This is a genomic window from Bradyrhizobium sp. UFLA05-112, from assembly GCF_053572325.1.
The window spans coordinates 13,533-37,100 of record NZ_JBANBK010000052.1; the positions used below are offsets into that span (position 1 = coordinate 13,533).

25 protein-coding genes and 1 riboswitch are annotated in these 23,568 nt (G+C 64.8%); of the genes, 16 read left to right on the forward strand and 9 right to left on the reverse strand.

The genetic code is table 11. From position 1 onward, the window contains the following. Positions 1-64: 64 nt before the first annotated feature. On the reverse strand, positions 65-934 hold the full coding sequence (gene asd / locus SO180_RS26715; protein WP_449381820.1) for an archaetidylserine decarboxylase: 870 nt from the start codon (positions 932-934) through the stop codon (positions 65-67). A 35-nt stretch (positions 935-969) separates the two neighbouring features. Between asd and SO180_RS26720 the strand changes: the two genes are divergently transcribed. Further along, entirely contained in the window at positions 970-2,634 is a 1,665-nt protein-coding gene (locus SO180_RS26720) for an aminotransferase class III-fold pyridoxal phosphate-dependent enzyme (protein WP_449381821.1), read from the forward strand. 197 nt (positions 2,635-2,831) lie between these two features. Here the strand turns inward: SO180_RS26720 and SO180_RS26725 are convergent, their stop codons facing one another. The 3 genes from SO180_RS26725 to SO180_RS26735 form a co-directional block, all read right to left on the reverse strand. Continuing rightward, positions 2,832-3,491, reverse strand: coding sequence for a hypothetical protein (locus SO180_RS26725; RefSeq protein WP_449381822.1), 660 nt, complete (start codon positions 3,489-3,491; stop codon positions 2,832-2,834). 124 nt (positions 3,492-3,615) lie between these two features. Further along, positions 3,616-4,305, reverse strand: coding sequence for a class I SAM-dependent methyltransferase (locus tag SO180_RS26730; RefSeq protein WP_449381823.1), 690 nt, complete (start codon positions 4,303-4,305; stop codon positions 3,616-3,618). 34 nt (positions 4,306-4,339) lie between these two features. Then, positions 4,340-5,392: a glycosyltransferase family 4 protein gene (locus SO180_RS26735; protein WP_449381824.1), complete on the reverse strand. Its 1,053-nt coding sequence runs from the start codon at positions 5,390-5,392 to the stop codon at positions 4,340-4,342. 272 nt (positions 5,393-5,664) lie between these two features. Here SO180_RS26735 and SO180_RS26740 point away from each other — a divergent pair, with 272 nt between their 5' ends. After that, positions 5,665-6,384, forward strand: a complete 720-nt coding sequence (locus SO180_RS26740) for a L,D-transpeptidase (protein ID WP_449381825.1) — start codon at positions 5,665-5,667, stop codon at positions 6,382-6,384. A 269-nt stretch (positions 6,385-6,653) separates the two neighbouring features. Further along, positions 6,654-6,992 (forward strand): GIY-YIG nuclease family protein, encoded by a 339-nt coding sequence (locus tag SO180_RS26745; protein ID WP_449381826.1) that lies wholly within the window; start codon positions 6,654-6,656, stop codon positions 6,990-6,992. Positions 6,993-7,089: 97 nt separating this feature from the next. On the opposite strand, the gene pcaB is transcribed toward SO180_RS26745, so the two are convergent. Further along, on the reverse strand, positions 7,090-8,451 hold the full coding sequence (gene pcaB, locus SO180_RS26750) for a 3-carboxy-cis,cis-muconate cycloisomerase (RefSeq protein ID WP_449381827.1): 1,362 nt from the start codon (positions 8,449-8,451) through the stop codon (positions 7,090-7,092). Positions 8,452-8,568: 117 nt separating this feature from the next. Here pcaB and SO180_RS26755 point away from each other — a divergent pair, with 117 nt between their 5' ends. Further along, positions 8,569-9,318 (forward strand): GntR family transcriptional regulator, encoded by a 750-nt coding sequence (locus SO180_RS26755; protein ID WP_449381828.1) that lies wholly within the window; start codon positions 8,569-8,571, stop codon positions 9,316-9,318. A 31-nt stretch (positions 9,319-9,349) separates the two neighbouring features. Here the strand turns inward: SO180_RS26755 and SO180_RS26760 are convergent, their stop codons facing one another. Continuing rightward, complete coding sequence (locus SO180_RS26760) at positions 9,350-9,730, reverse strand: nuclear transport factor 2 family protein (RefSeq protein ID WP_449381829.1); 381 nt, start codon at positions 9,728-9,730, stop codon at positions 9,350-9,352. Positions 9,731-9,859: 129 nt separating this feature from the next. On the opposite strand from SO180_RS26760, the gene SO180_RS26765 reads away from it, so the two are divergent. The 5 genes from SO180_RS26765 (at position 9,860) to SO180_RS26785 (ending at position 15,520) form a co-directional block, all read left to right on the forward strand. After that, positions 9,860-10,345 (forward strand): Lrp/AsnC family transcriptional regulator, encoded by a 486-nt coding sequence (locus SO180_RS26765; protein ID WP_449381830.1) that lies wholly within the window; start codon positions 9,860-9,862, stop codon positions 10,343-10,345. Next, a complete protein-coding gene (locus tag SO180_RS26770; protein ID WP_449381831.1) occupies positions 10,342-11,604 on the forward strand; it encodes a GNAT family N-acetyltransferase in 1,263 nt (420 codons plus the stop codon). Before SO180_RS26765 ends, SO180_RS26770 begins: the two co-directional genes overlap by 4 nt. After that, the gene (locus SO180_RS26775) at positions 11,601-12,449 is read left to right on the forward strand and encodes an SMP-30/gluconolactonase/LRE family protein (protein ID WP_449381832.1); all 849 of its coding nucleotides are present in this window, start codon (positions 11,601-11,603) and stop codon (positions 12,447-12,449) included. The genes SO180_RS26770 and SO180_RS26775 overlap by 4 nt, the downstream gene beginning before the upstream one ends. A 113-nt stretch (positions 12,450-12,562) precedes the next feature. Beyond that, entirely contained in the window at positions 12,563-14,131 is a 1,569-nt protein-coding gene (locus SO180_RS26780) for a DUF4403 family protein (protein WP_449381833.1), read from the forward strand. A gap of 177 nt (positions 14,132-14,308) precedes the next feature. Then, the gene (locus SO180_RS26785) at positions 14,309-15,520 is read left to right on the forward strand and encodes an ABC transporter substrate-binding protein (protein WP_449381834.1); all 1,212 of its coding nucleotides are present in this window, start codon (positions 14,309-14,311) and stop codon (positions 15,518-15,520) included. Between the two features lie 224 nt (positions 15,521-15,744). On the opposite strand, the gene SO180_RS26790 is transcribed toward SO180_RS26785, so the two are convergent. Together SO180_RS26790 and SO180_RS26795 are read right to left on the reverse strand one after the other, a co-directional pair. After that, the gene (locus SO180_RS26790; RefSeq protein ID WP_449381835.1) at positions 15,745-16,272 is read right to left on the reverse strand and encodes a PRC-barrel domain-containing protein; all 528 of its coding nucleotides are present in this window, start codon (positions 16,270-16,272) and stop codon (positions 15,745-15,747) included. A gap of 235 nt (positions 16,273-16,507) precedes the next feature. After that, positions 16,508-17,098, reverse strand: a complete 591-nt coding sequence (locus tag SO180_RS26795; protein WP_449381836.1) for a hypothetical protein — start codon at positions 17,096-17,098, stop codon at positions 16,508-16,510. A 181-nt stretch (positions 17,099-17,279) separates the two neighbouring features. On the opposite strand from SO180_RS26795, the gene SO180_RS26800 reads away from it, so the two are divergent. Both SO180_RS26800 and SO180_RS26805 read left to right on the forward strand, forming a co-directional pair. Then, positions 17,280-18,020 carry a response regulator gene (locus SO180_RS26800; protein ID WP_027522390.1) on the forward strand — a complete coding sequence of 247 codons (741 nt, stop codon included), beginning with the start codon at positions 17,280-17,282 and terminating at the stop codon, positions 18,018-18,020. Positions 18,021-18,036: 16 nt separating this feature from the next. Then, positions 18,037-19,362: an ATP-binding protein gene (locus tag SO180_RS26805; RefSeq protein ID WP_449381837.1), complete on the forward strand. Its 1,326-nt coding sequence runs from the start codon at positions 18,037-18,039 to the stop codon at positions 19,360-19,362. Between the two features lie 51 nt (positions 19,363-19,413). Here SO180_RS26805 and SO180_RS26810 read toward each other — a convergent pair whose 3' ends face one another. Then, the gene (locus tag SO180_RS26810; RefSeq protein ID WP_449381838.1) at positions 19,414-19,656 is read right to left on the reverse strand and encodes a hypothetical protein; all 243 of its coding nucleotides are present in this window, start codon (positions 19,654-19,656) and stop codon (positions 19,414-19,416) included. A 239-nt stretch (positions 19,657-19,895) separates the two neighbouring features. Here SO180_RS26810 and SO180_RS26815 point away from each other — a divergent pair, with 239 nt between their 5' ends. The 5 genes from SO180_RS26815 (at position 19,896) to SO180_RS26835 (ending at position 23,560) form a co-directional block, all read left to right on the forward strand. After that, positions 19,896-20,429: a transglycosylase SLT domain-containing protein gene (locus SO180_RS26815; protein WP_449381839.1), complete on the forward strand. Its 534-nt coding sequence runs from the start codon at positions 19,896-19,898 to the stop codon at positions 20,427-20,429. 166 nt (positions 20,430-20,595) lie between these two features. After that, positions 20,596-20,724, forward strand: a riboswitch (TPP riboswitch). Next, on the forward strand, positions 20,712-21,722 hold the full coding sequence (locus tag SO180_RS26820) for an FAD-dependent oxidoreductase (RefSeq protein WP_449381840.1): 1,011 nt from the start codon (positions 20,712-20,714) through the stop codon (positions 21,720-21,722). (Overlaps the previous riboswitch by 13 nt.) Positions 21,723-21,729: 7 nt before the next feature. Further along, complete coding sequence (gene thiS / locus SO180_RS26825; protein ID WP_449381841.1) at positions 21,730-21,927, forward strand: sulfur carrier protein ThiS; 198 nt, start codon at positions 21,730-21,732, stop codon at positions 21,925-21,927. Between the two features lie 234 nt (positions 21,928-22,161). Then, positions 22,162-22,944 carry a thiazole synthase gene (locus SO180_RS26830; RefSeq protein WP_449381842.1) on the forward strand — a complete coding sequence of 261 codons (783 nt, stop codon included), beginning with the start codon at positions 22,162-22,164 and terminating at the stop codon, positions 22,942-22,944. Continuing rightward, a complete protein-coding gene (locus SO180_RS26835; protein ID WP_449381843.1) occupies positions 22,931-23,560 on the forward strand; it encodes a thiamine phosphate synthase in 630 nt (209 codons plus the stop codon). Before SO180_RS26830 ends, SO180_RS26835 begins: the two co-directional genes overlap by 14 nt. Positions 23,561-23,568 lie beyond the last annotated feature (8 nt).

Consider the following 23,568-nt stretch of genomic DNA (forward strand, 5'->3'; position numbering starts at 1 on the left):
ATGATCTCCGCGCAAACGCGTTCCGCGTTTGTCGCGCGGGAAAACCGGTACCCACTTTTCCGGATCATGCTCTATTTTTTCGCAGCAGCGCCTGCCCGGCACGGATGCGCGCACCCTCGGCGATGCCCTCGCAGAAGGCAAAATCGCCGGGCGCCAGGATGATGATGGTCGAGCCGTGCTCGAACCAGCCGAGCTCCTCACCTTTCTTCACGCTGACGTCGCACGGGAAATTGACCGGGCCGCGGGTCTGCGCATTCAGCACCATGTCGAGGAAGTGCAGCCGGATGCTCGCGACCAGAATCGCCGCCACCGGCACCAGCGTCACCGCCTCGCCGGTCGACAGATGCGTGCGGATCACCGCGCGCTCGTTCTTGCAGAACAGCCGCTCGACCCGCTTCAGCGCGATCGGGTTGACGTTCCAGACATCGCCATGGATCAGCGTGACGCGCTCGATATGCGCGTCATAGGGCGCGTGGAAGCGGTGGTACATGCTCGAGGTCAGTCGCAGCGTGACGAAGGAGCCATTGCGATGCTGCTCGACAAGCGCGGGATCGCCAAGGAGATCGAGCAGCGAATAGGGCGCGCCCTTGACCTGGAACAGCTCGGTGTCGGCGATCTTGCCGTGCGCGCCGACGATACCGTCGGAGGGACTGGCGACGATCGCGGGACCCGGATCGAACGGCCTCAGGCCCGGCTTCAGCTCCCGCGTGAAGCAGTCGTGCAGGCTCTTGAAATGGGTCTTGCGCGCCTCCGACAGGTCGAGGTCGGAGAACAGCTTCCACAGCGCGATCGATCCGTCGCGCACCAGCGGGTTCTCGATCTTGGAGAACCAGCCCATGAAGCGCGTTAGCGCCGCACGCGGAATGCGGTTGGTCAGCAGGAAGTTGAGGTCTTCCTGCTGGGTGAAAGAGGCGATGAGGGCTTTGACTGTCATGAATCTGTCAGCAGGTAAGGTTAGCGCTTGTTGTCATGGAAACGACACTCCCGATTCTCTCATTGTCCGTGGCCGCCGCAGCATCCGCTGCCGCCGCCTTCCCGAAGCTCAAGGCGCGGATCGAACTCTCCCGCGCCAAGCACCGCTCGCTCTCGGGGCATTCCAAGATGTCGCGCCGGGTGGCGCGGCTGATCCCGTTCTACGAGTTCGAGGGCGACGACTATTTCGCCTGTGACGGCGCGCCGACGAATGTCGCAGCGCAGCGCCAGGACGGCTTCTTTCGCCTCGCCGGTCTCTACGCCACGCGCTACGCCAAGGGCCGCGCGCTGACGAAGGAGGCGGCGGAACGAATCTCCGACCTTCAATTCACCGAAAGCTACCGCGTGCCGTTCCAGTTCTCCCGCCTGGTGCGCGAGAACCTGGGCACATCGAGCTTCATGCAGTCGTCGAATGGCGTCACCGTCACCGATCTCGACGGCAACGTCTCCTACGACCTTACCGGCTCCTACGGCGTCAATATCTTTGGCAACGACTTCTACAAGGAGTGCATCGAGGAAGGCGAGAAGCGCGCCCATGCGCTGGGGCCTGTGCTCGGTCCTTACCATCCCGTGATCGCCGAGAACGTGACGCGGCTCTGCCAGATCTCGGGGCTCGACGAAGTCTCCTTCCACATGTCCGGCACCGAAGCCGTGATGCAGGCCGTCCGCCTTGCGCGCTACCACACCAAGCGCACGCATCTGGTGCGCTTTGCGGGCGCCTATCACGGCTGGTGGGGCGACGTGCAGCCCGGCGTAGGCAATCCCATCGCCGCGCACGAGACCTACACGCTCGCCGAGATGTCGGAGAAAACGCTGCGTGTCCTGAAGACACGCCGCGACATCGCCTGCGTCTTGGTCAATCCGCTCCAGGCGCTGCATCCGAACGCGAACGCGCCCGGCGATTCCTCGCTGGTCGACAGCTCGCGCGGTGGCAACTTCGACCGCGAGGCCTATACCGCCTGGCTCGAGAGGCTGCGTGAGGTCTGCACCGAGCGCGGCATCGTGCTGATCTTCGACGAGGTCTTCGTCGGCTTCCGTCTCGCCCCCGGCGGCGCCCAGGAATATTTTGGCGTGCGCGCCGACATGGTGACCTACGGCAAGAGCCTCGCCGGCGGCCTGCCGGTCGGCGTGGTCTGCGGCGAGAAGGACCTGATGCGCCGCTTCCGCGACGATCGTCCCGCCGACGTCTGCTTTGCCCGCGGCACCTTCAACTCGCATCCCTACGTCATGACGGCGATGGACGAGTTCTTGAGCCGGCTCGCAAGCCCTAACTTCCGCGCCATCTATGACGGGCTGGATGCGACCTGGAACGGCCGCGCGCAAAAGCTCAACCAGATGCTGAGCGAGGCCGACCTGCCGGTGCGCGTCGCCAATCTGTCCTCGATCTGGACGGTGAAGTACACCGAACCGTCTCGCTACAACTGGATGCTGCAATATTACCTGCGCGCCGAGGGCCTCGCCTTGAGCTGGGTCGGCACCGGACGGCTGATCTTCAGCCTCAACTACTCCGACGCCGATTTCACCGAGGTCGCCGAACGCTTCGTCCGCGCCGCGCAGAAGATGAAGGCCGATGGCTTCTGGTGGCACGATCCTGGCCTCACCAACAAGCGCATCAAGCGGCAGATCCTGAAAGAGATGCTGGCCAAGCGCTTCGGACGCTGAGGCTCGTTTTTCCCACACATCCACTGTCATTCCGGGGCGCGGCGCAGCCGCGAACCCGGCATCTCTAGATTCCGGATTCGGTCCTGCGGACCGCCCCGGAACGACGGTGTATGGCGCTTCCAAGACGTGGATGCCCGGGACGGGCCCGGGCATGACGCAACCTTTGAACATCGGAGTGTTTGGTATGAGCCGCGCGCTCAGGCGTGCTGCTCGCTGAGCTCAGGCTCGGCAATGAAGCCCAGCGTGTGCTCGGGGACGAGATGCAGGCCGGGGTCCATCAGCTCGCCGCGCATCAGCGCGAGCGGTGCCTTGCGGTAGAGCATCAGGTCGTGGAACGGGTCGGTCAGGATCTTGGTCATCCAGACGAGGCCGGTCTCGACGTCGCGGATGAAGAACAGGTGCACGGTGCGGAACAGCAAGCCCCCGGCGCCGACCGCGAGCCAGATCTTTGCGACCTGCCGCATGAAGTCGGTCGCGCTCGCGAACGGCTTGAATAGGCCGAACAGCGTCGGATCGGCAAACAGAACCAACGGCGACAGCGCCCAGATCGCCATCAGCACGACCTTGCGCTGAAGATTGTAGCCGACCTTGATCTCTTCCTTGTGCTCGTGCGTCGCCTGGTTGATATGGTCATAGCCCTTCGGCTCGAAGAAGAAGTGACCGGCCTGGCGCGAAGTCATCGACACCAGCCAGCCGACCAGCCCCGAGACCACGGGATCAACGAACAGCCAAAGATAGGCGAACAGGAAGCTCGCCGCGCTGACGAAGTGCAGGCTCTGATTGATGCGGCTGTGATGGTAGTAGCGGTGGTCGTCCCAGCGCTGGATGCGCAGCTGCTCAAGGAATTCTTTGATCATACTTTCCCCCTAAAGGCTTCGGGTAAGGAGATACAGGGATTCGATGTAGGGCGTGTGACATCATCATTTTGTCATATGACGATGTGCGCGACGCGGTGACGCATGAACGCGTGGAGCCGTTGGCTCAGGCCGCTTTGGCGACCTGAACTTTGCGCAAGCGGACCAGCGAGAAATGGCCGAGCGGCGGAATCAAGCGGCGCTCTGCGAGCTCCATGCCATGCGCACTCGCGAGCCACTTGGCGTAGCGCGACCAGGCGAACTCGGCGGTGCGGAAGCCGAGGTGACGCACCACCGGCTGGAGCTTCTGCTCGATGAAGCGGCGCATGCCGGCATCCGCGCTGACGCGGGTCAGGATGATCAATTCGCCGCCGGGACGCAGCACGCGCGCGAACTCGTCCAGCGCGATTTCCGGGTTGGGAACGGCGGTGACGACATATTGCGCCATCACGACGTCGAAGGAGTTGTCGGGAAACTCGAGCTTCTCGGCGTCCATCACCGCGAGGCCCTCGACGTTCTTCAGCTTCAGCTCCGAAACGCGGCGGCGCGCCTTGTCGAGCATGGCCTCCGAAATATCGGTGCCGAAGATGCGGACGTTCGGCGCGTACATCGGCAGCGAGATGCCGGTGCCGACGCCAACCTCGAGCACGCGGCCGCCGAGCTTGTTGGTCGCTGTGATCGCGGCCTGCCGGCCCTTGGCGAACACGCCGCCGAACACGAGGTCATAGACCGGCGCCCACCGGTCGTAGGCCTGCTCTACCGTGCCGCGGTCGAGGTCGAGCTGCTGCGACTCTTCGAACTTCATAATCTTGGCCATTAGCAAAAGTCCCGTTTGGTTCAGATGTTCCAAATCAACCCCGCACCGGCCGCCGCGCCATGACGGGCGTCGGGCGCAGCGAGCGGCTGGGCTGGAGTGAGGTGAGGTTTCCAACGAACTGACGCGCACTGTTTTCCCAGGAGCGCGCCAGCGCGAAGTTGCGGCAGGTCTCGCGCGACATGGTGAGCGCGCGCAGGCAGGCGGCCCGCAGATCGTCGTCGATCGCTCCGATCGGATGATCGGCGATGACGTCCTTCGGACCCGTCACCGGAAACGCCGCGACCGGCGTGCCGCAGGCCAGCGCCTCGAGCTGCACCACGCCAAAGGTGTCGGTGAGGCTCGGGAACACGAAGACGTCGGCGGCTGCGAGATGCGAGGTGAGATCGGCGCCCTTCTTCTCGCCGAGGAAGACGGCGCCGGGATACTTCTTCTCGAGCTGCGCCTTCTGCGGCCCATCGCCGACGACGACCTTGGTGCCGGGCAGATCGAGCGAGAGGAACGCGTCGAGATTCTTTTCCACCGCGACGCGCCCCATCGCCATGAAGATCGGCCGCGGCAGGTCGAGCTTTGCCGGACTATCGGGATGAAACAGCGTGGTGTCGACGCCGCGCGTCCAGAAGCCGAGCCGCTTGAAGCCGCGCTCGGACAGCTCCTGCCGCAGCGATGGCGTCGCCACCATGGTCATGGCGGCGGCGTCGTGGAAGTGCCGCAGCACGGCGTAGCCGACGCTATCGGGAATGCCGGTGCGCACCGAAACGTATTCAGGGAATCGCGTGGTGTAGGAGGTGGTGAAGGCAAGCCCGCGCCGGCGGCAATAGGCGCGCGCCGCCCAGCCGATCGGGCCTTCGGTTGCGATGTGCAGGGCTTCGGGCGCCGCCGCCTCGATCCGCCGCGCGATCTCGGCGCGGCTCGGCAGCGCGATGCGCAGGCCCGGATAGGTCGGCAACGGCAGCGACCGGAAGCCATCCGGCGTCAGGAAGTCGATCTCGACATCGAGGGCCTTGGCCGCATTCGCCAGCGAGGTCAGCGTCCGGACCACACCATTAACTTGCGGATGCCAGGCGTCAGTCGCGATTAATACCCGCATGGGAAATCCCGAGAGTTTGATGATTCTCGGCTTAGGACCATCAACGAAGGATATTTCAGGCGTGTGACGTCACAGAAGTGTCGGCCCACTGTTTTGTTCGTTAACAAGTCCAGACAGCCACGAAACTGTCATGAAACAATCCTTGCCGCGACGAAACCGTTTTCGATTTCTCGCGCAAACGTCCCGAAACTTTTCGCCGCTACGAGTTCAGGCAACGGAGCACCGCAACGGTGCCGCGGTGATCAAAAACACCGATCCAACAGGGGCGATCAATGTTCAATCTGGACACGTTCAATACGTATTCACGCGCTGTTGCGCTCGGTGCAGTTGCGATCACCGCGATCGCGTTTGCCGGCCCGGCACATGCCGCGCCCGTGCAACTCTTCCCCTTCTTCGCGCCGCCGCCCGGCTTTGCCGCGCCGCAGCCGCTGCAACCTTATCAGCCCTATCAGCCGGCGCCGTCCTATCAGAGCGCGCCGTCGGAGGATCAGGACAGCGTCGAGATGCCCGCCCGCTTCCGCCGCCAGGTCGTCGCTTACGCAACGCGCGAGGCGCCCGGCACCATCATCATCGATACGCCCAACACCTATCTCTATTACGTGCTCGGTAACGGCCAGGCCGTGCGCTACGGCATCGGCGTGGGCCGTGACGGCTTCACCTGGTCGGGCACCCAGTCGGTGACCAAGAAGGCGGAGTGGCCGGACTGGACCCCGCCGCCGGAGATGATCGCCCGCCAGCCATATCTTCCGCGCCACATGGCCGGCGGTCCCGGCAACCCGTTGGGGGCCCGTGCCATGTATCTCGGCGGCACCGTCTACCGCATCCACGGCACCAACGCCCCCGAGACGATCGGCAAGCACGTCTCCTCCGGCTGCATCCGCCTGACCAATGAAGACGTCACCGACCTCTACTCCCGCGTCAACGTCGGCACCAAGGTCGTCGTGCTTCCGATGACCGACCGCCGCGCGGACCTTGGCAGCGCAACGCGGTAAATGGCGAGACAAGATTTCTGCGACAAGAGGCCCCGGCGACACCGGGGCCTTTTTGCGTGTGCGCCAACGATCGCGGCTTCATCCTTCGAGACGCTCGCCTTCGGCGAGCTCCTCAGGATGAGGACTGAATGCGTGGCCGTCGCGCCCCACCGACTTCCTTCCATGGTCGAGGGGTTGTCCCGTCGGGACTTGCGCCAGTCCACGGACGCCAGTTAGCCTCATCCTGAGGAGACCGCGAAGCGGTCGTCTCGAAGGATGGGGCGGGCACGATGACAGACGGCGCGTACCTCTACATTCTCAAGTGTGCCGACGGCAGTTATTACATCGGCACGACGCGCACTGCGCTCGAGATCAGGATCGCGCAGCACAACGCCGGCACATTCGGCGGCTACACCTCCTCACGCAAGCCCGTGACGCTAGTCTATTCGCAATGGTTCGACCGGATCACGGACGCGATCGAATGCGAACGGAAGCTCAAGAAATGGAGTCGGGCTAAGAAGGAGGCCTTCATGCGCGGAGATTTCGCTGAACTTCAGAAACTAGCAGAGCGCAAGTCTCCTCATCCTTCGAGACGCCCGCCTTCGCGGGCTCCTCAGGATGAGGACTGAGTTCGCGGCAGCCTCCCTCGGCCGGGGAGTCGTGCCATGGCTTGCTCGTTGCGAACACTTGGCAGGACGTTCGCAGAACGTGAATCGGCCGGCGGCCTCAGCCGGCGCTCTTGCCCGCCGAGAGGGCGAGCACGCGGTCGACCATCTGGCCGGAGAGGCCGAGATAGTTCGCGGGATCGCAGTGGCGACGGATGGCATCGACGCCGCCGAGCGCTGCCACGATCTCGGGAACGCCGGACAGGATCTCGGCGAGATCGCCGCCGCCCTCGATCGCCTTGCGGCATGCATCGTAGACGACGTCATGCGCGTGTTGCCGGCCGAGTTTCGGCGCGGCGGCCATCATCACGGCTTCGGCGACGATGAGGCCGTGCGTCAGGCCGAGGTTTTCGCGCATACGATCGTCGTGCACGACCAGACCTGCCAGCATGAATTTCGCATTGGCAAGCGAGGATGCCGTGAGCAAGAAGCTCTCCGGCAGCGACACCCATTCGAGATGCCAGGGACCGGTTGCGCGCTCGAAATCGTGGATCATGCCGTCGAGCATGGTCGCGACGTGCTGGCGCACGGCCTTGGCCGCGGCGAGCATCAACTCGCTGGAGATCGGGTTGCGCTTCTGCGGCATGGTCGAGGAGGCGCCGCGGCCATGCACGAAAAGCTCCGAGAGCTCGCCGAACTCGGTCGCACACATCAGCATGACGTCGGTGGCGATCTTGCCGAGCGTGCCGGTGACGAGGCCGAGCAGCGTCACCGCTTCCGCAACGCCGTCGCGCGCCACGTGCCAGGTGATCGGCGGCTGGTTGAGGCCGAGCTCTTCGCAAAACAGGCGCTGCATCTCGAGGCCGCCATCGCCGACCGAGGCGAGTGTGCCGGCTGCGCCTGAAAACTCGCCGAGCAGGATGCGCGGCCGCGCCTGGTCGACGCGCTCGATGTGGCGGTCAATCGAGGACAGCCAGATCGCGACCTTATAGCCGAAGGTCACGGGAAGGGCCTGCTGGAGATGGGTGCGGCCAGCCATCGGCGTGTCGCGATGCTTGCGCGCGAGGTCGCCAAGGATCGTGCGCAGCTCCTTCAGGTCGCGCGCAACGATGTCGAGCGCGGCGCGGATCTGGAGCACGTTGGCGGTGTCCATGATGTCCTGCGTGGTCGCGCCCCAATGGACGTAGCGGCCGGCCTCGCCGGCGGCCTCGGAGAGCTGATGGACCAGCGGCAGGATCGGGTAGCCGACGATCGCGGTCTCGCGACGGAGCTTGTCGAAGTCGAGCTTGATGCTTCGGGAGACGGCATCGATCGCGGCCGCGGCGTCCTTCGGCACGACGCCGGCGCGGGCCTGGGCACGGGCGAGCGCAGCCTCGGTTTCCAGATAGCGGCCGATCAGCGCGTCATCCGAAAAAACCGCGCGCATCTCGGCGGTACCAAACATGTCGCGGAACAGCGCGGAATCGAAGACGGTGCTCGCCATGACGCTTCCTCTTTATTATGTTCGTACATAATCATATGTACGAACATAACGACGACGTCAAGAGGCCTTGCCTGGAGCCGCTGACTCACGTCCTCATGCCGGCCCTGGAGAGGTGCCTTGGAAACCAGATATGCCTTTGTCGCGAGGGAGTTGACGGAAGCGATCGCGAGCGGCCGCTATCCGGTCGGCTCGCTGCTACCCAACGAGCTCGACCTTGCCGAGCAGTTTTCGGTGAGCCGCTCGACCGTCCGGGCCGCCATGCGCGAGCTCCAGGCCATGGGCCTCGTCAGCCGCAGGAAAAGCGCCGGAACGCGCGTGGAGGCGACCAGCGCGCAACGCGCCGGCGGCGCATTCGCGCAGTCGCTCGGCTCGATCGAGGCGATCCAGCAATTCGGCGTCGAAACCGAGCGCGACATCCAGGAAATCGGAGAGACCGTGGCCGACAATGCGCTCGCCGCAAAGCTCGGCTGCAAGCCCGGAAGCCGCTGGCTGAGCATCTCGAGCCTGCGCCGCGTACCGGGCGAGCGCAGTGCGCCGCCGATCTGCTGGACCGACGTCTACATCGACGCATCGCTGTCGCAGAAGATCGCGCCGCGGCTCAAGCAGTATCGCGGCATCTTCGGCAACCTGATCGAGACCGTCACCGGCCGGCGCATCATCGAAATCCGGCAGGAGATCGCGGCATGCGGGCTGCCCGATCACGTCGCAGCCCCCCTCGTTGCAAGGCCGGGCGACCATGCGCTCGCAATCCGCAGGCAATATATGTTGAGCCCCGGCACGCTGGTGGAGATCTCGCTCAGCTATCATCCCGCCGACCGCTTTCAATATTCGACGCGGCTGACGCGCCATGACGACCCCGAGGCGTGATGCGATCGCGGCGGCGCAACGTGCCCGCGCGTCAGTATCGCCGCTCGACGTGGAACGATTTGGCCGTGATCAGCCAGGCATCGTGGATGCGGTGATATGAGAGATAATCGAGGTACTGAAGCGTATCGATCCGCACGCGCACCTTCACCACGGCCTGAACTGGTGACGCAAGATCGACCAACAGGACTTCCTGGAGCCGAGGGGCATTCTTCGACTGCGGTGACGGCGTCGACGCCAGTACCTTCCTGTAGTCGGGAGCAGGCAGTATCCGTAACTCGGCATCCCGGAATCCATGCAGCTGCGCACTGGGTGCGAAGACACGATCGAAATGCGACACGTCGTTATCATACATCAGCGTGAAGTAACGCTCGACGGCCCCCAGTAGGGGCGCAAGGATCGGGTCTTCGCTCATGATCACTCCTTCGGTAAAGGTCAGAGCAATCCATCCCACGGAAAGCTGAGGCATGTCCTTGCGAAGTGAGCTAGTGTCAGCTCCTCCGGCGCAACATTGTGCCCTCCTTGATCCAACAGGATGCGCTTCATGCCAAAATGCGAGCTGGATGCGATCGACCGGCGCATCGTTGCCGAACTCCAGACCAACGCACGACTGAGCAATATCGAGTTGGCCGGCAAGATCGGGCTGTCTCCCTCGCCTTGCCTGCGGCGGGTGCGGCGGCTGGAGCTGGACGGCTACATCGACGGCTACCGCGCCTCGTTGCGGCGCGGCCGCATCGGGCTGGGCTTCTCGGCCTTTCTCGGCGTCAAGATCAACGGCCACGCCAATGAACAGGCCCTCACGTTCGAGAAGACCGTCGTCGCGATGCCCGAGGTCGTGGCCTGTCACCTGGTCTCCGGCGACGTTGATTATCTCCTCGAGATCGTCGTTCCCGAGCTCGAAGACTACCAGCGCTTCCTGGTCGAAAAGCTGCTCAATCTGCCGATCGTGCGCGAGGTTCGCAGCAGCATCGCCATCCAGACCCTGAAGGCGGGCGCGCCTCTCCCCCTCTCGCACCTCGCATCGCCATGACACGGACAATTCTCGCCTATCGCGACAGCGCCGCAGACCTCCAGGGCGTTCTCGTAGCCGACGAGTCCGCAGCCAGCCGCCACGCCGGCGTGGTGCTGTTTCCCGATACGCGCGGCATCGGCACGCATGCGATCGCGCGTGCGGAGCAACTGGCTGCGCTCGGCTTCACCGTGCTGGTGGCAGACCTCTACGGCGGCGGCAAGACCGCGCCCGATGTGCCGCAGGCGATCGAGCTGATGAATGGCTTGCGTGCCGATACCGCGCGCTGGCGCGAGCGGGCCGAGGCGGCGCGCCTGGCGCTCGCCGGACAGGACGCCGTCGAGGCCACAAAACTCGCGGCGATCGGCTATTGCTTCGGCGGCAGCACCGCTCTCGAGCTGGCTCGGACCGGCGCCGATCTTGCGGCCGTCGTGAGCTTTCATGGCGGTTTCCCGAACAAGCGGCCGGAGGACGCCGCAAACATCAAGGCGAGAGTCCTGGTGTGTCACGGAGCGGCCGACGTGCTGGTCTCGCTGACGCAGCTTGCGAATTTTGCGCGCGACCAGCGTCGACTGGCAGGCCCAGGTCTATGGCGGCGCGGCGCATGGCTTCACCAACCCAGAGCTCGTTGGCGAAAGCGTGCCGAACCACGCCTATCATGCAGACGCGGATCGCCGCTCCTGGGCCGCGATGCTCGGCCTGTTCGAAGAGGTCTTTGCAACGGCGATGCGTTGAATTGGAGACGAAAGCGGGACATGCCATCAGCTCACCTCGACACTGCCGCCGTCAGACTGCTCACGCCAGCGGATGCCGCGAGCTATCGACAGATCAGGCTGGAGGCGCTCGAAGCGCATCCGGGGGCCTACTCCAGCGTGTTTGTGCGCGAGAGAGACATGGCGCTTTCCTGGTTCGAGGAGCGCCTCACGGCCTCTGACGTTTTTGGCGCCTTCATCGAACAGGAGTTGTGCGGCGTCGCCGGCTTTCGCCGGCAGGACGGGACGAAGACCGTGCACAAGGCGGTGCTCTGGGGCATGTATGTGCGGCCAGCGGCGCGCAGCTTCGGCGTGGGACGTCGCCTTGTCGACGCCGTCGTGGCGCATGCGGCGCAACGGGTCGAACAGCTTCAGTTGTCCGTCGTCAGCGACAACGAACCCGCCTTGCGTCTCTATACCAGCGCAGGGTTCATCGAATACGGTCGCGAACCGAAGGCGCTCAAGCAGGACGGCCGATATTTTGATGAGATCCTGATGAAGCTGTTCCTGGACGGGGGCACCGGATGAATGAACCGCAATTGAGAACCCTTCTCGACGGCGGCAAGTATTTCGAGGCCCCGCGCTGGCATGCGGGGCGGATCTGGTTCGTCGACTGCATGGCGCGTACCCTGCTCAGCATCGGACCATCGGGCGACCGCACGGAACATGCCACCTTCGACGACGTGCCTTGCGGCACCGGAGTTCTGCCGAATGGCAGGCTGGTGGTGCTGACCATGTTCCGCAAGCATCTCCTGGCCTATGCGGATAGTGAGCTCTCGCTTTATGCCGATCTATCCGGCATCGCCACCGGCACGATCGACGACATGATCGTCGACGGGCTCGGACGCGCCTATGTCGGCGATCTCGGCTTCAATCTTCCGCCGCCGCCCGAGCGCGGCGCCGACGGGCGCATCATCCTTGTGACGCCGGATGGCGGGACGCGCGTCGTCGCCGAAGGATTGCGCTTTCCTAACGGGATCGCGATCTCGGCCGATCACGACAGGCTCGTCGTCGCCGAGATGGACGGCGAATGCCTCGCCGACTACGGGATCGGCAGCGATGGCAGCCTGCATCCCCGCCGCCGCCTTGCCTGCGGGAAGGAGCCGGACGGCATCTGCCTCGACCGTGATGGCGCCGCCTGGGTCGCCTCCTATGGTGAAGACGCCTTCATCCGAATCGATCGCGATGGACGCGAGCGGCAGCGCATCAACGTTCCCGGACGCCGCGGCATTGCATGCGCACTTGGCGGCGCCGATCGCAGAACGCTGTTCTGCATCAGTGCGGCGACATCGCCGGAGGAACTGAGACAGGGGAAATCGTCGGCGCGGATCGATATGGTCGAAGTGGAGACGCCGGGATCGGGCTATCCTTAATCCATCACATCTTCGCGCCCGGCGCGCGCCGCCGCAATTCCACCCCATCGCTGCGCTCTAGCGCGGCCCTCACCTGCCCTGTAGACTCCCACGACGGGCGGTTCGGGGGATTGATGCGTCTGACGTTGAACTTGAAGACTATTTTGATCGCGGTCGCGGTGATCGCGGCGTCGTTTTTCGTGAGCCTGAAGGCCATGGACTGGCTGTCGCCGCGCAGCGCGGGAACGGCGCCCGCCGTCACGCAGTTGCCGCCGCTGCCGCCGGTCTCGAAGAGCTCGATCGTGGTGGCACCGGTTGCGATCGCGCTGTCGGCGATCCGCGAGGCCGCCGACCGGAGCGCGGCGCGCAATTTCAGCGGCAAGGCCGACAATCCGATCTCGCAGATCCTGCAGGACGCCGATATCGGCTGGACTGCTTCGCGCGGGCCGATTGCCGCGAGCGGCGACAAGGACGTGCTGACGCTGTCGACACCCCTGGCCGGCAAGCTCAACGTCACGGGATCGCTGTCCTCGAAAGCGACCGGCGCGCTCGGCGAGGCGCTCGGCAGCGTGCTCGGCAACAACGCCGCCAAGCAGATCGGCGCGGTCAACATCAAGAACTTGAATGCCAGCGCCGAGATCAAAGGCAACGTGGTCATCACCTCGCGCCCGAAACTTGCCGCCAACTGGCACCTCGAGCCCAATCTCGGTGCGCAGGTCAATCTCGGCGACACCAACCTTTCGGTCGCCGGCGCCAAGGTCAACGTGCCGGCGCAGGTCAAGCCGCTGATCGACAAGTCCGTCAACGATCAGCTCAACGTTGTCGCCGAGCGCATCCGCAACGATCCGAGCCTGCGCGAGAATGCGAAGGCGCAATGGATCAAGGCCTGCCGCTCGATGCCACTGCAAGGCTCGGGAGCCTCTGCCGCATTGCCGCCGCTCTGGCTGGAGATGAAGCCGATCCGTGCGATCGCAGCCCAGCCGCGCGTCGATGCGCAGGCCGTGACCCTGCTGCTCGGCATCGAGGCCGAGACCCGCGTCACCACAAGCCAGACCAAGCCCGAGTGCCCGTTTCCCGAGAAGATCTCGATCGTGCCGCCGACCGGCACCGGCGTGAGCATCGGCGTGCCGATCGACGTGCCCTTCACCGAGATCAACAAGCTCATCGCGGCTCAGATGGTCGGCCATGCCTATCCGGAAGACGGCTCGGGTCCGGTCGATGTCACCGTCAAGAGCGTCAACGTGATCCCGTCGGGCGACCGGCTGTTGATCTCGCTTCTGGTGAGCGCCAAGGAGAAGAAGAGCTGGTTCGGCCTGGGTGCCGAGGCAACCGTACATATCTGGGGGCGGCCGATGCTCGACCAGGCGCAGCAGACACTGCGGCTCGCTGACATCCAGCTCGCGGTGGAGTCCGAGGCCGCGTTCGGGCTCCTTGGTGCCGCGGCGCGCGCGGTGGTGCCGCATTTGCAGCAGGCGCTGGTGCAGAAGACGACGCTCGACCTCAAGCCGATCGCGGCGAACGCGCGTGACAAGATCGCCGCCGCGATCGCCGACTACCAGAAGGCCGAGGACGGCCTGCGCGTCGAAGCCAATGTCGACAGCCTGACGCTCACCGACATCACCTTCGATTCCAAGACGCTCCGCATCATCGCGGAAGCCGGCGGCTCGCTGAATGTGTATGTGACGAAGCTCCAGGGGATGTGAGGCGCTGGTGCCCATCGTCATTCCGGGGCGCGCGATAGCGAGAGCCCCGAATGACGGAACAGGCCCCTTCCCTTTTTGCATCCGGCCATGACCGGGATCGCTTAGCTGCGGCCGCTGATTGCCGCTAGAACCATTCCCGTGAATAAGCCCAAAGAATAACGCTCAGGGAGAACAACCATGCATAAACTGTTTGCCGCGGTCGCGGCGTCCGTCGCCCTCGCGGCCAGCGGCGGCGCCGCGCAGGCGCAGATTTCCAACGACGTCGTCAAGATCGGCGTGCTCACGGATATGTCGAGCCTCTATGCGGACGCCACCGGCAAGGGCTCGCTCGCCGCGGTGCAGATGGCCGTCGCCGATTATGGCGGCAAGGTCGCCGGCAAGCCGGTCGAGGTGGTCGCCGCCGACCATCAGAACAAGCCCGACGTCGGCGTCAACATCGCGCGCAACTGGTACGACAACGAGAAGGTCGATGCGATCTTCGACGTGCCGACCTCATCCGTAGCGCTGCCGATCTCCGCGCTGACGCGGGAGAAAAACAAGATCAACATCAATTCCGGCGGCGGCTCGTCCGACATCACGGGCGCCCAATGCTCGCCCAACACGGTGCACTGGACCTATGACACCTACGCGCTGTCGAACGTCGCAGGCAAGGCGATGGTGAAGCGCGGCGAGGACACCTGGTTCTTCGTCACCGCCGACTACGCCTTCGGCCAGGCGCTGGAGCGCGACGCCGCCAACGTCGTGAAGGAGAGCGGCGGCAAGGTGCTCGGCGACGTCCGCCATCCGCTCAACTCTTCCGACTTCTCCTCCTTCCTGCTCCAGGCACAGGCCTCCAAGGCCAAGGTGGTGGCGCTGGCCAATGCCGGCGGCGACACCACCAACGCGCTGAAGCAGGCGTCCGAGTTCGGCCTCACGCAAGGCGGCCAGAAGATGATCGCACTATTGCAGGAAATCACCGACACGCGCTCGCTCGGCATCAAGGCGACGCAGGGCCTGATCGTCACCGATGCCTTCTATTGGGACATGAACGACGAGACGCGTGCCTTCTCAAAACGCTTCAACGACAAGGTCGGGCACATGCCGACCATGATCCAGGCCGGACTCTATTCGGCGACCATGCACTATCTGAAGGCGATCGAGGCCATCAAGACCGACGATGCCCCGAAGGTGATGGAGCAGATGCGCGCCACCCCGATCAACGACTTCTTTGCCAAGAACGGCAAGATCCGCATCGACGGCCGCATGGTCCACGACATGTATCTGTTCGAGGTCAAGAAGCCCGAGGAATCCAAGGGCGAGTGGGACCTGTACAAGCTGATCGCCACCGTGCCGGGCGACGAGGCGTTCCGTCCGCTCGACAAGGGCGGCTGCCCGCTGGTGGGGCACTAGGCCGATTGGAGGCGCGATCCGCGACGCTAGGGAACGGCCAATCCTCATCCTGAGGAGCTTGCGAAGCAAGCGTCTCGAAGGATGAAGGCCCCGCTGGTGGCCTCGCCCTTCGAGACGCCGCTACGCGGCTCCTCAGGGTGAGGGGCGATATCCACGTAAGGAGATACACGACAACGCGCCCGGACAAACCGGGCGCGTTGCGTTTGAACGTCAACTGAGCCGCACTACTCGGAGTACTTGAACTCCGGCATCTTCTTCAGATCGTCCTTTGTCGCGTTGAACACGGCGTGGTCCGGGTACCACTTCGACGTCGATGACGCGGCGGCAGGCGCGGTGCTCGGCGCGGCGCCCGTGGTCGTGCTCGCTGGCGGGCTGCCAGGCGGCTTGGTGTTGCTGGCTGTGCCGCTGTAGGATACCGGCTCGGTCGAGAACTTCACCTTGTCGAACGGAACGGCGACAAGGTGCTCGCCCATGCCGAGGAAGCCGCCGACGCCGAGCACGACGAGCTTGATGTTGCCACTCTTGTCCATCAACAGATCGTTGATCGAGCCGACGCTCTCATTGGCGTCGTTGTAGACCTTCAAGCCCACCACCTTCGACGCGCGCCAGTCACCCGAGGCCGTTGTCGTTGTCGTCGTCGTGGCGGCCGCGTTCGGTGCCTTGTCGGTAGTGGTCGTCGGATTCTGGGCGAACGCGACGGTTGCAAGCAGCGCGGAACCGGCAAGGCCGGCCGCGATCGATTTGATCAACATGGTGTCCTCTCCTTCATCGAAAACTTGTGTGGAGAGAACCACGCACGTCGTCCGACAGTTCCAAACCTGCGGCAATTTCGTCGCACGTTTCGCGCGTGTTGCATCACGAAGCAGGTTCCGCAACGAGAAGATTTTGAATCGAACACGAAGGCCATGCACAGTTCCCCGCCGACTCGTCGCGCGCCCTGGGAGACGCGTGAGAGACGACGGGGACTGCGCCGACCTGGCGTCGCGGTCAGGTCTTGTAGTCGATGAGCAGTGCGGAGATCTGCGAGCTGCTCGACGAGCTGTTCGCATTTCCGGAAGCGCCGTAGGACGACGTCGACGACGATATCGATTGCTGGAGCGCCTGGAGGAATTGCTGGAGGATCTCGGCGGTGGTCGTGCCGTCGCTCGAGGTGCTGCTGGTCGAATCCGTCGAGGAGCTGGACGAGGCCGACGAGCTGTCGTCCGGCGGCGGGCCGGGCGGCGGTCCGCCCGCGCCTCCCGGACCACCCGCACCGCCCGGGCCGTTGGCGAAGGCGGACTGGAACACGCCCTTCAACTCGGTGGCCTGGTCGGAGGTCAGCGTACCGTTCGAGACCTCGTTGGCGATAAGGTCGTCGATCTTCGACTTCATGTCCTCCGGCGAGGATGTGGTGCCGCTGGACGTATCGCTCGAGCGGCTCTGCTGGATCGCCGAATCGATATCGGTGAGCGCGGTCGACAGCGCGGATTGATCCGACGAGGAGATCGTGCCGGCGGAGACCTCGGACTGCAATTCCTGCTGCAAGCGCTGCAGCGGCGACTGGTAGGTGCCGGCGGAGGCCGCCGAGATCGAAGTCATGATGGCTCCGTGGGTTTTGCGGGGTTCCTTAACTGACGGCGTCACGGTATGGTTAATGGGCTTAACGAGACCTTGCCGTCCCCCTTTCAAGACGTTGCCGGACGTTGCGGAAAGCGCCTTTAGAAACATCCGGAAACAAAAAACTTCGCCCTTCAGACCGAATCTCCGACAAACAGAGCACATGGCCATTCCTTCGCCCAACATCCTGGTCGTCGAGGACGACCGCGAAACCCGGACGTTGATTGCGAAATATCTGCGCAACAACGCCTGCAACGTCACCGCCGTCAGCGACGGCCGCGAGATGACGCGCGCGATGGCCGACCATCGCGTCGACCTGATCATCCTCGACGTCATGCTGCCCGGCGAGGACGGCTTAAGCCTCTGCCGCAAGGTGCGCTCGGAGGCGCAGACGCCGATCATCATGCTGACCGCGCGCGGCGAGGACGTCGATCGCATCGTCGGGCTCGAGATGGGCGCGGACGACTACCTGCCGAAACCGTTCAATCCGCGCGAGCTCCTGGCGCGCATCAACGCGGTGCTGCGCCGGCAGGCTGCGGCGCAGGCCGCCAGCTCGATCGAAGGCGCGAGCACGCTGGCCTTCGAGGGCTGGCGCATCGACCTGCGGCTGCGCGAGTTGCGCAACCCCGACGGCGCGCGCGTCGCGATGACGAGCGCGGAGTTCGACCTGCTGCGCACCTTCTGCGAGCGGCCCGGCCGCGTGCTGTCGCGTGACAGCCTTCTGGACCTCACGCAGGGCCGCGCCACCGGCTCGTTCGAGCGCTCCATCGACGTGCTGGTCAGTCGCATCCGCCGCAAGATCGAACCCAACCCGCAGGATCCCACCATCATCAAGACGGTGCGCTCGGGCGGCTATCTGTTCACGCCGAGGACGGAAGCGGTTGCGGCGCCCCTGAACAGCTGATCTCGAGCGCCCCGCCATGAGTTTGTTCGGGTTCTTCCATCTCAGGAGCATCGGCGGACAGATCGCCGCCCTCGTTGTGGCGTCGATCATCGCGCTTCATTTGATCCTGACCGCCAGCTTCCTGATCAGCCGGCCGGACCGCGCCGAGATGCCGCCCGACGGCGCGCATCACCTCGCGGATGCCGCACTGCTGCTCGGCGGCGCCGCAAGCGAGGAGCGGCCGCGGCTGCTTGCCGACATCGCCCGCGCGTTCCCGAAGCTTGATCTCGAGGTGCTCGCACCCGGCACGGCCACAGTCGTCGAGGACACCGAAGGTCCGCATCTGCATGGCATGCGCCGGCATCTCGGCCATGGCTACAAGGTGATGACGCTCGCGCCTGAAGGCGGCGTGCATCGCCTCGGAGTCGAATTGCCCGACGGCACGACGATCGCCGGGCACGTCGAACCTGATCATCCGCCGCGCTTCTGGGCCAATCCCTGGACGATCACGCTGCTATTCGCGCTGATCAGCGTCACCATGCTGGGCCTGTGGGCAGCGCATGCGCTCGCTCGCCCGCTGTCATCCTTTGCGCGCGCCGCCGAAGGCTTCAGCCTCGACGGCACCGCCGAGCCGCTGCCCGAGCGCGGGCCCGAGGAGATCCGCTCGGTCGCGCGCGCGCTCAACCGCATGCAGGAGCGGATCGCGGGACTGATGGCCGACCGGACCAAGATGCTGGCGGCGATCAGCCATGACCTACGCACGCCGATCACGCGGCTGCGCCTGCGCGCCGAGTTCATCGAGGACGAGACGCATCGCAAGCGCATGCTGGTCGACCTCGACCAGATGCGGGCGATGCTGGAATCGGTGCTCTCGCTGCTGCGCAACGACCGCAGGATGGAGGCGGTGACGCTGGTCGACATCGCAAGCACGCTGCAGCTGATCGCCGACCAGTTCGCCGACATGGGTCATACCGTGCATTACGACGGCCCCGCGCAGGCTACCGCCGCGGCGCGTCCAGACGACCTGCATCGCGGCATCACCAACCTCGTCGAGAACGCGGTGCGCTTCGGCGCCGAGGTGACGATCCGCCTCGAGGTCTCCGGTACCACGCTCACCATCGATGTCGAGGACGACGGCCCCGGCATTTCCGACGAGCGCAAGCAGGAGATGCTGGAGCCGTTCGTGCGCGGCGACGACGCGCGCAACATGGACGACACCACCGGCTTCGGGCTCGGGCTGTCGATCGCACGTGCGATCGCGGTCGCCCATGGCGGCGAGCTGTCGCTGCACGATCGCCAGCCGAACGGCCTGACCGTGCGCATGCAGCTGCCGATCTGGCAACCGAACCGCCTGGCGGCGTGATAGCCACCTCTCCCCAGCGGGGAGAGGTGTAAGGAGATCATGCGCGCAGCTTCAGGCGGCGAGCGCGTGCTCGTGAACCGGCTCGTCGTAGATCGCGATCGCCTCGAAGCGATAGCCGCAGGCGCGGCATTTCCAGAGATAGGAGACCCGGCCATTGCCCGGCTCGATCCAGTCGGGGTGCGCGATCGGCGTGCCGCATTGCGCGCATGGGTTTTGCCTGGGAATCTCGCCGATGTCCGATTGGATCAGGTCAGAGTGAGTCAGGTCTGATTGCATCAAATCTGATCTGGTCATGACACCTCTCCCGATGCGTGTTTCTTATATGTTGTTGGGCAGATGCGCGAATGGACAGGTCCGCTGTCGCGTGCGGCCCCAGTCTGTTGCACCTCACCTGCAGCGAACTTAACGCATGTTTAAGTCGTAAAGACGACGGCGCGACCGAAATCTTTGACGGCGGCGTTTCGCCACATCATCGCCGTGTTCCACAGGCCTAACGCGAGCGGACGCAGGTCAATTCGACCGAGAGATGTTCGATGAAAACTTTAATCGTTGCCGCCGCAATCGCGGCTGGACTGTCATTGCCTCACGCTGCAGTCGCGGGCGAAGCGGAATATGCCGAGATGGTTGCGGCGCACGCGCGCGCGAACGGCGTGCCGGAGGCGCTGGTACATCGCGTCATCGTGCGTGAAAGCCGCTATCAGCCGCATCTGATCGGCCATGGCGGCACGATCGGGCTGATGCAGATCAAGCTCGCGACCGCGCGCGGCGTCGGCTACACCGGGGATGCTGCCGGCCTGCGCGATCCCGAGACCAATCTCACCTATGCCGTGAAATATCTCGCCGGCGCTTATCGCGCCGCCAATGGCGATTACGGCCGAGCTATTCGTTATTATGCAGGCGGCTATTACTACGCCGCAAAGCAGCAGCGGATGCAGATGGCGCAGCAGGGCGATGCGTTCGGCAATGCCTGGCTCGAGCCGAACGGCAATCCGCAGCCCATCATGTCCGCCCCACACAAGCGTGTGGCACGAAACCTCGCCAACGCAAGGGCGCAGGCCCGGAAGTAGCTTTCGTGTCCCGGACGCGCTGCAGCGTGAAACGCTGCTGCGCAGGGCCGGGACCCAGCAGTTCCCTCCTTGTGGGGCCCGGCTCTGCGGCGCACCGCTGCCGCGTTGCGTCCGGGGCACGATTGGGGATACCACGTTGACACACAGCGTCACTGGCATACATTAGCGCCGTTCCGAGGGGTGCTCCGAGGAGGAGCTGAGATACCGCTAAATGGGTGGGAACACCCAGGACCGCGGTGACCCTTTGAACCTGATCCGGGTCATGCCGGCGAAGGGACAGGGATGTACCAGACGACCAAACGACCGGATTCACCGGTTTCCATTATCGGCGCAGGCATCGCGGGGGCCTGGCAGGCGCTGTTGTTCGCGCAGGCTGGCCACGCCGTCACTCTGCATGAGCGCAGTGACGCGGCCATGACGGACGCCACCAGCCACTGGGCCGGCGGCATGCTCGCGCCGTATTGCGAGGCCGAGGTGGCCGAGCCCATCATCAGCCGGCTTGGCCTGCGCTCCCTCGACATCTGGCGGCGCGAGCTGCCGGATACCCCGTTCAACGGCTCGCTGGTCGTGGCGCTCCCGCGCGAGCGCAACGACTTCGAGCGCTTTGCGAGGATGACTGAGGGCCATCAGCGGCTCGACGCCGCCGGCCTTGCCGCGCTCGAGCCGTCACTTGAGGGACGTTTCCGCGAGGCGCTGTTCTTCCCGACCGAGGGCCATGTCGAGCCGCGCCGCGTGCTGCCAAAGCTGCACGAGCGCATCCGCGCCGCCGGCGGCACCATCAAGTTTTCCAGCGACGTCAGCGCCGGGGATCTCGACGGCATCGTGATCGACTGCCGCGGGCTTGCCGCGCGAGAGGAACAATCGGAGTTGCGCGGCGTCAAGGGCGAGATGATCCTGATCGAGACCAGCGAGGTGCAGCTCGCCCGCCCGGTCCGGCTGATCCATCCACGCTGGCCGCTCTACGTGATCCCGCGCGAGGCCGGCCTGTTCATGCTCGGCGCGACCTCGATCGAGGCCGAGGACACCGGCGTCAGCGTCCGCTCGGCGCTGGAGCTGCTCGGCGCGGCCTATGCGGTGCATCCCGCTTTCGGCGAAGCCCGCATCGTCGAATTCGGCTCCGGTCTTCGTCCAGCCTTTCCAGACAATCTGCCGCGCATCGGCGTTCGCGGCGACAGGATCGCCGTCAACGGGCTTTACCGTCATGGCTTCCTGCTCGCGCCGGCACTCGCCGAGCTGACGCTCGCCTACATCGAGCGCGGCCAGATCGACAATGAGGTGATGCAATGCGCGTGATCGTCCAATGCGTTTGATCATCAACGGCGAGCAACGCGAGGTAAACTCAGTGAGCGTCGACGCGCTGCTCACCGAGCTCGACTACGAGGGCACGCATTTCGCGATAGCGCTCAATTACGACGTGGTACCGAAAAGCCGCTGGGCCGAGGCGAGCCTCAGGGACGGCGACGAGATCGAGATCATCACGCCGCGGCAGGGAGGGTGATGGGATGATGGCCAACTCACCCCACACTCCGCTGTCATCGCCCGGCTTGACCGGGCGATCCAGTACGCCGCGGCCTCTCGGTTCTAGCCGCGCCGCCTCTGGAATACTGGATCCCCGCCTTCGCGGGGATGACAGCTGCATGAGGGGAACGACCGACCGTCACATCAAAGCCCCGTGGTTATGGGTCCCTGCCTTCGCCAGGACGACAGCGTCAATTGAGGAGACACCTTCGACATGGTGACCTTCTACGGCAAATCCTTCGCCTCCCGCCTGCTGATCGGCAGCGCGCTCTATCCCTCGCCGGCGATCATGCAGGCGGCGATCCGCGCATCGGGCTCGAACATCGTCACCGTGTCGTTGCGCCGCGAGGCCGCGGGCGGCAAGACGGGCGATGCCTTCTGGAACCTGATCCGCGAGCTCGACGTCACGGTGCTGCCGAACACCGCCGGCTGCCGCAGCGTGCGCGAGGCAGTGACCACCGCAAAGCTCGCGCGTGAATTGTTCGGCACCAGCTGGATCAAGCTGGAGGTGATTGCCGACAACGACACGCTCCAGCCCGACGTCATCGGCCTGGTTGAAGCCGCCGCCATCCTGATCAAGGACGGCTTTGAAGTCTTCCCCTATTGCACCGAGGATCTCTCCGTCGCGAACCGGCTGGTCGACGCCGGCTGCAAGGTGGTGATGCCGTGGGCAGCGCCAATCGGCAGCGCCAAGGGCATCACCAACCGCGACGCGCTAAAACTGCTGCGCGAGCGGCTGCCCGACATCACGCTGGTCGTCGATGCCGGCATCGGCGCGCCGAGCCACGCGGCGCATGCGCTCGAACTCGGCTATGACGCCGTGCTGCTCAACACCGCGATCGCCAAAGCCGCCGATCCCGTGGCGATGGCGAACGGCTTCCGCCTCGGCGTCGAGGCCGGCCGCACCGCTTATGAAGCCGGGCTGATGGACGCCCGCGACTTCGCCTCCCCGTCAACCCCTGTCGTTGGGACCCCGTTCTGGCATGCCGTATCCTGATCGCAACGCGTATCCTGATCCCTTCTACGCCGTCGTCGACAGCCTCGCCTGGGTCGAGCGCCTGGCCAAGCTCGGCGTCGGCACGATCCAGCTCCGCGCCAAGAATCTCAACGACGCCGAAGCGCTCCAGATCGTCAGCGATGCGCTCGCGGTGACGAAAGACACGCCAGCCAGGCTCGTCGTGAACGATTATTGGCGCGCGGCGATCGTCGCGGGCGCAAAGCATCTGCATCTCGGCCAGGAGGACCTGGTCGACGCCGACCTCAAGGCCATCCGCGATGCCGGCCTGACGCTCGGCATCTCCACCCATGACGATGCGGAGCTTGCGACGGCGCTTGACGCGCAGCCCGACTATGTCGCGCTGGGCCCGATCTTCTTCACCACGCTGAAATCGATGCGCTTCGAACCGCAGGGCATTCCAAAGATCACCGAATGGAAGAAGCGCGTCGGCACCATCCCGCTGGTTGCGATCGGCGGCATCAAGTTCGAGCATGCCGCGGAGATCTTTGCAGCGGGCGCGGATTCCATTGCCGTCGTCAGCGATGTCACGCAAAACGCCGACCCCGATGCCCGGGTCAAACAATGGCTTGGGCTCAGTAGCAAGGAGGCTGCGTGATGCCCTCT

What these genes read in the sequence shown, in the direction of transcription:
- asd (WP_449381820.1), bottom strand. Translation starts at nt 934, where the DNA reads ATGACAGTCAAAGCCCTCATCGCCTCTTTCACCCAGCAGGAAGACCTC.
- SO180_RS26720 (WP_449381821.1), top strand. Translation starts at nt 970, where the DNA reads ATGGAAACGACACTCCCGATTCTCTCATTGTCCGTGGCCGCCGCAGCA.
- SO180_RS26725 (WP_449381822.1), bottom strand. Translation starts at nt 3,491, where the DNA reads ATGATCAAAGAATTCCTTGAGCAGCTGCGCATCCAGCGCTGGGACGAC.
- SO180_RS26730 (WP_449381823.1), bottom strand. Translation starts at nt 4,305, where the DNA reads ATGGCCAAGATTATGAAGTTCGAAGAGTCGCAGCAGCTCGACCTCGAC.
- SO180_RS26735 (WP_449381824.1), bottom strand. Translation starts at nt 5,392, where the DNA reads ATGCGGGTATTAATCGCGACTGACGCCTGGCATCCGCAAGTTAATGGT.
- SO180_RS26740 (WP_449381825.1), top strand. Translation starts at nt 5,665, where the DNA reads ATGTTCAATCTGGACACGTTCAATACGTATTCACGCGCTGTTGCGCTC.
- SO180_RS26745 (WP_449381826.1), top strand. Translation starts at nt 6,654, where the DNA reads ATGACAGACGGCGCGTACCTCTACATTCTCAAGTGTGCCGACGGCAGT.
- pcaB (WP_449381827.1), bottom strand. Translation starts at nt 8,451, where the DNA reads ATGGCGAGCACCGTCTTCGATTCCGCGCTGTTCCGCGACATGTTTGGT.
- SO180_RS26760 (WP_449381829.1), bottom strand. Translation starts at nt 9,730, where the DNA reads ATGAGCGAAGACCCGATCCTTGCGCCCCTACTGGGGGCCGTCGAGCGT.
- SO180_RS26765 (WP_449381830.1), top strand. Translation starts at nt 9,860, where the DNA reads ATGCCAAAATGCGAGCTGGATGCGATCGACCGGCGCATCGTTGCCGAA.
- SO180_RS26770 (WP_449381831.1), top strand. Translation starts at nt 10,342, where the DNA reads ATGACACGGACAATTCTCGCCTATCGCGACAGCGCCGCAGACCTCCAG.
- SO180_RS26775 (WP_449381832.1), top strand. Translation starts at nt 11,601, where the DNA reads ATGAATGAACCGCAATTGAGAACCCTTCTCGACGGCGGCAAGTATTTC.
- SO180_RS26780 (WP_449381833.1), top strand. Translation starts at nt 12,563, where the DNA reads ATGCGTCTGACGTTGAACTTGAAGACTATTTTGATCGCGGTCGCGGTG.
- SO180_RS26785 (WP_449381834.1), top strand. Translation starts at nt 14,309, where the DNA reads ATGCATAAACTGTTTGCCGCGGTCGCGGCGTCCGTCGCCCTCGCGGCC.
- SO180_RS26790 (WP_449381835.1), bottom strand. Translation starts at nt 16,272, where the DNA reads ATGTTGATCAAATCGATCGCGGCCGGCCTTGCCGGTTCCGCGCTGCTT.
- SO180_RS26795 (WP_449381836.1), bottom strand. Translation starts at nt 17,098, where the DNA reads ATGACTTCGATCTCGGCGGCCTCCGCCGGCACCTACCAGTCGCCGCTG.
- SO180_RS26800 (WP_027522390.1), top strand. Translation starts at nt 17,280, where the DNA reads ATGGCCATTCCTTCGCCCAACATCCTGGTCGTCGAGGACGACCGCGAA.
- SO180_RS26805 (WP_449381837.1), top strand. Translation starts at nt 18,037, where the DNA reads ATGAGTTTGTTCGGGTTCTTCCATCTCAGGAGCATCGGCGGACAGATC.
- SO180_RS26810 (WP_449381838.1), bottom strand. Translation starts at nt 19,656, where the DNA reads ATGACCAGATCAGATTTGATGCAATCAGACCTGACTCACTCTGACCTG.
- SO180_RS26815 (WP_449381839.1), top strand. Translation starts at nt 19,896, where the DNA reads ATGAAAACTTTAATCGTTGCCGCCGCAATCGCGGCTGGACTGTCATTG.
- SO180_RS26820 (WP_449381840.1), top strand. Translation starts at nt 20,712, where the DNA reads ATGTACCAGACGACCAAACGACCGGATTCACCGGTTTCCATTATCGGC.
- thiS (WP_449381841.1), top strand. Translation starts at nt 21,730, where the DNA reads ATGCGTTTGATCATCAACGGCGAGCAACGCGAGGTAAACTCAGTGAGC.
- SO180_RS26830 (WP_449381842.1), top strand. Translation starts at nt 22,162, where the DNA reads ATGGTGACCTTCTACGGCAAATCCTTCGCCTCCCGCCTGCTGATCGGC.
- SO180_RS26835 (WP_449381843.1), top strand. Translation starts at nt 22,931, where the DNA reads ATGCCGTATCCTGATCGCAACGCGTATCCTGATCCCTTCTACGCCGTC.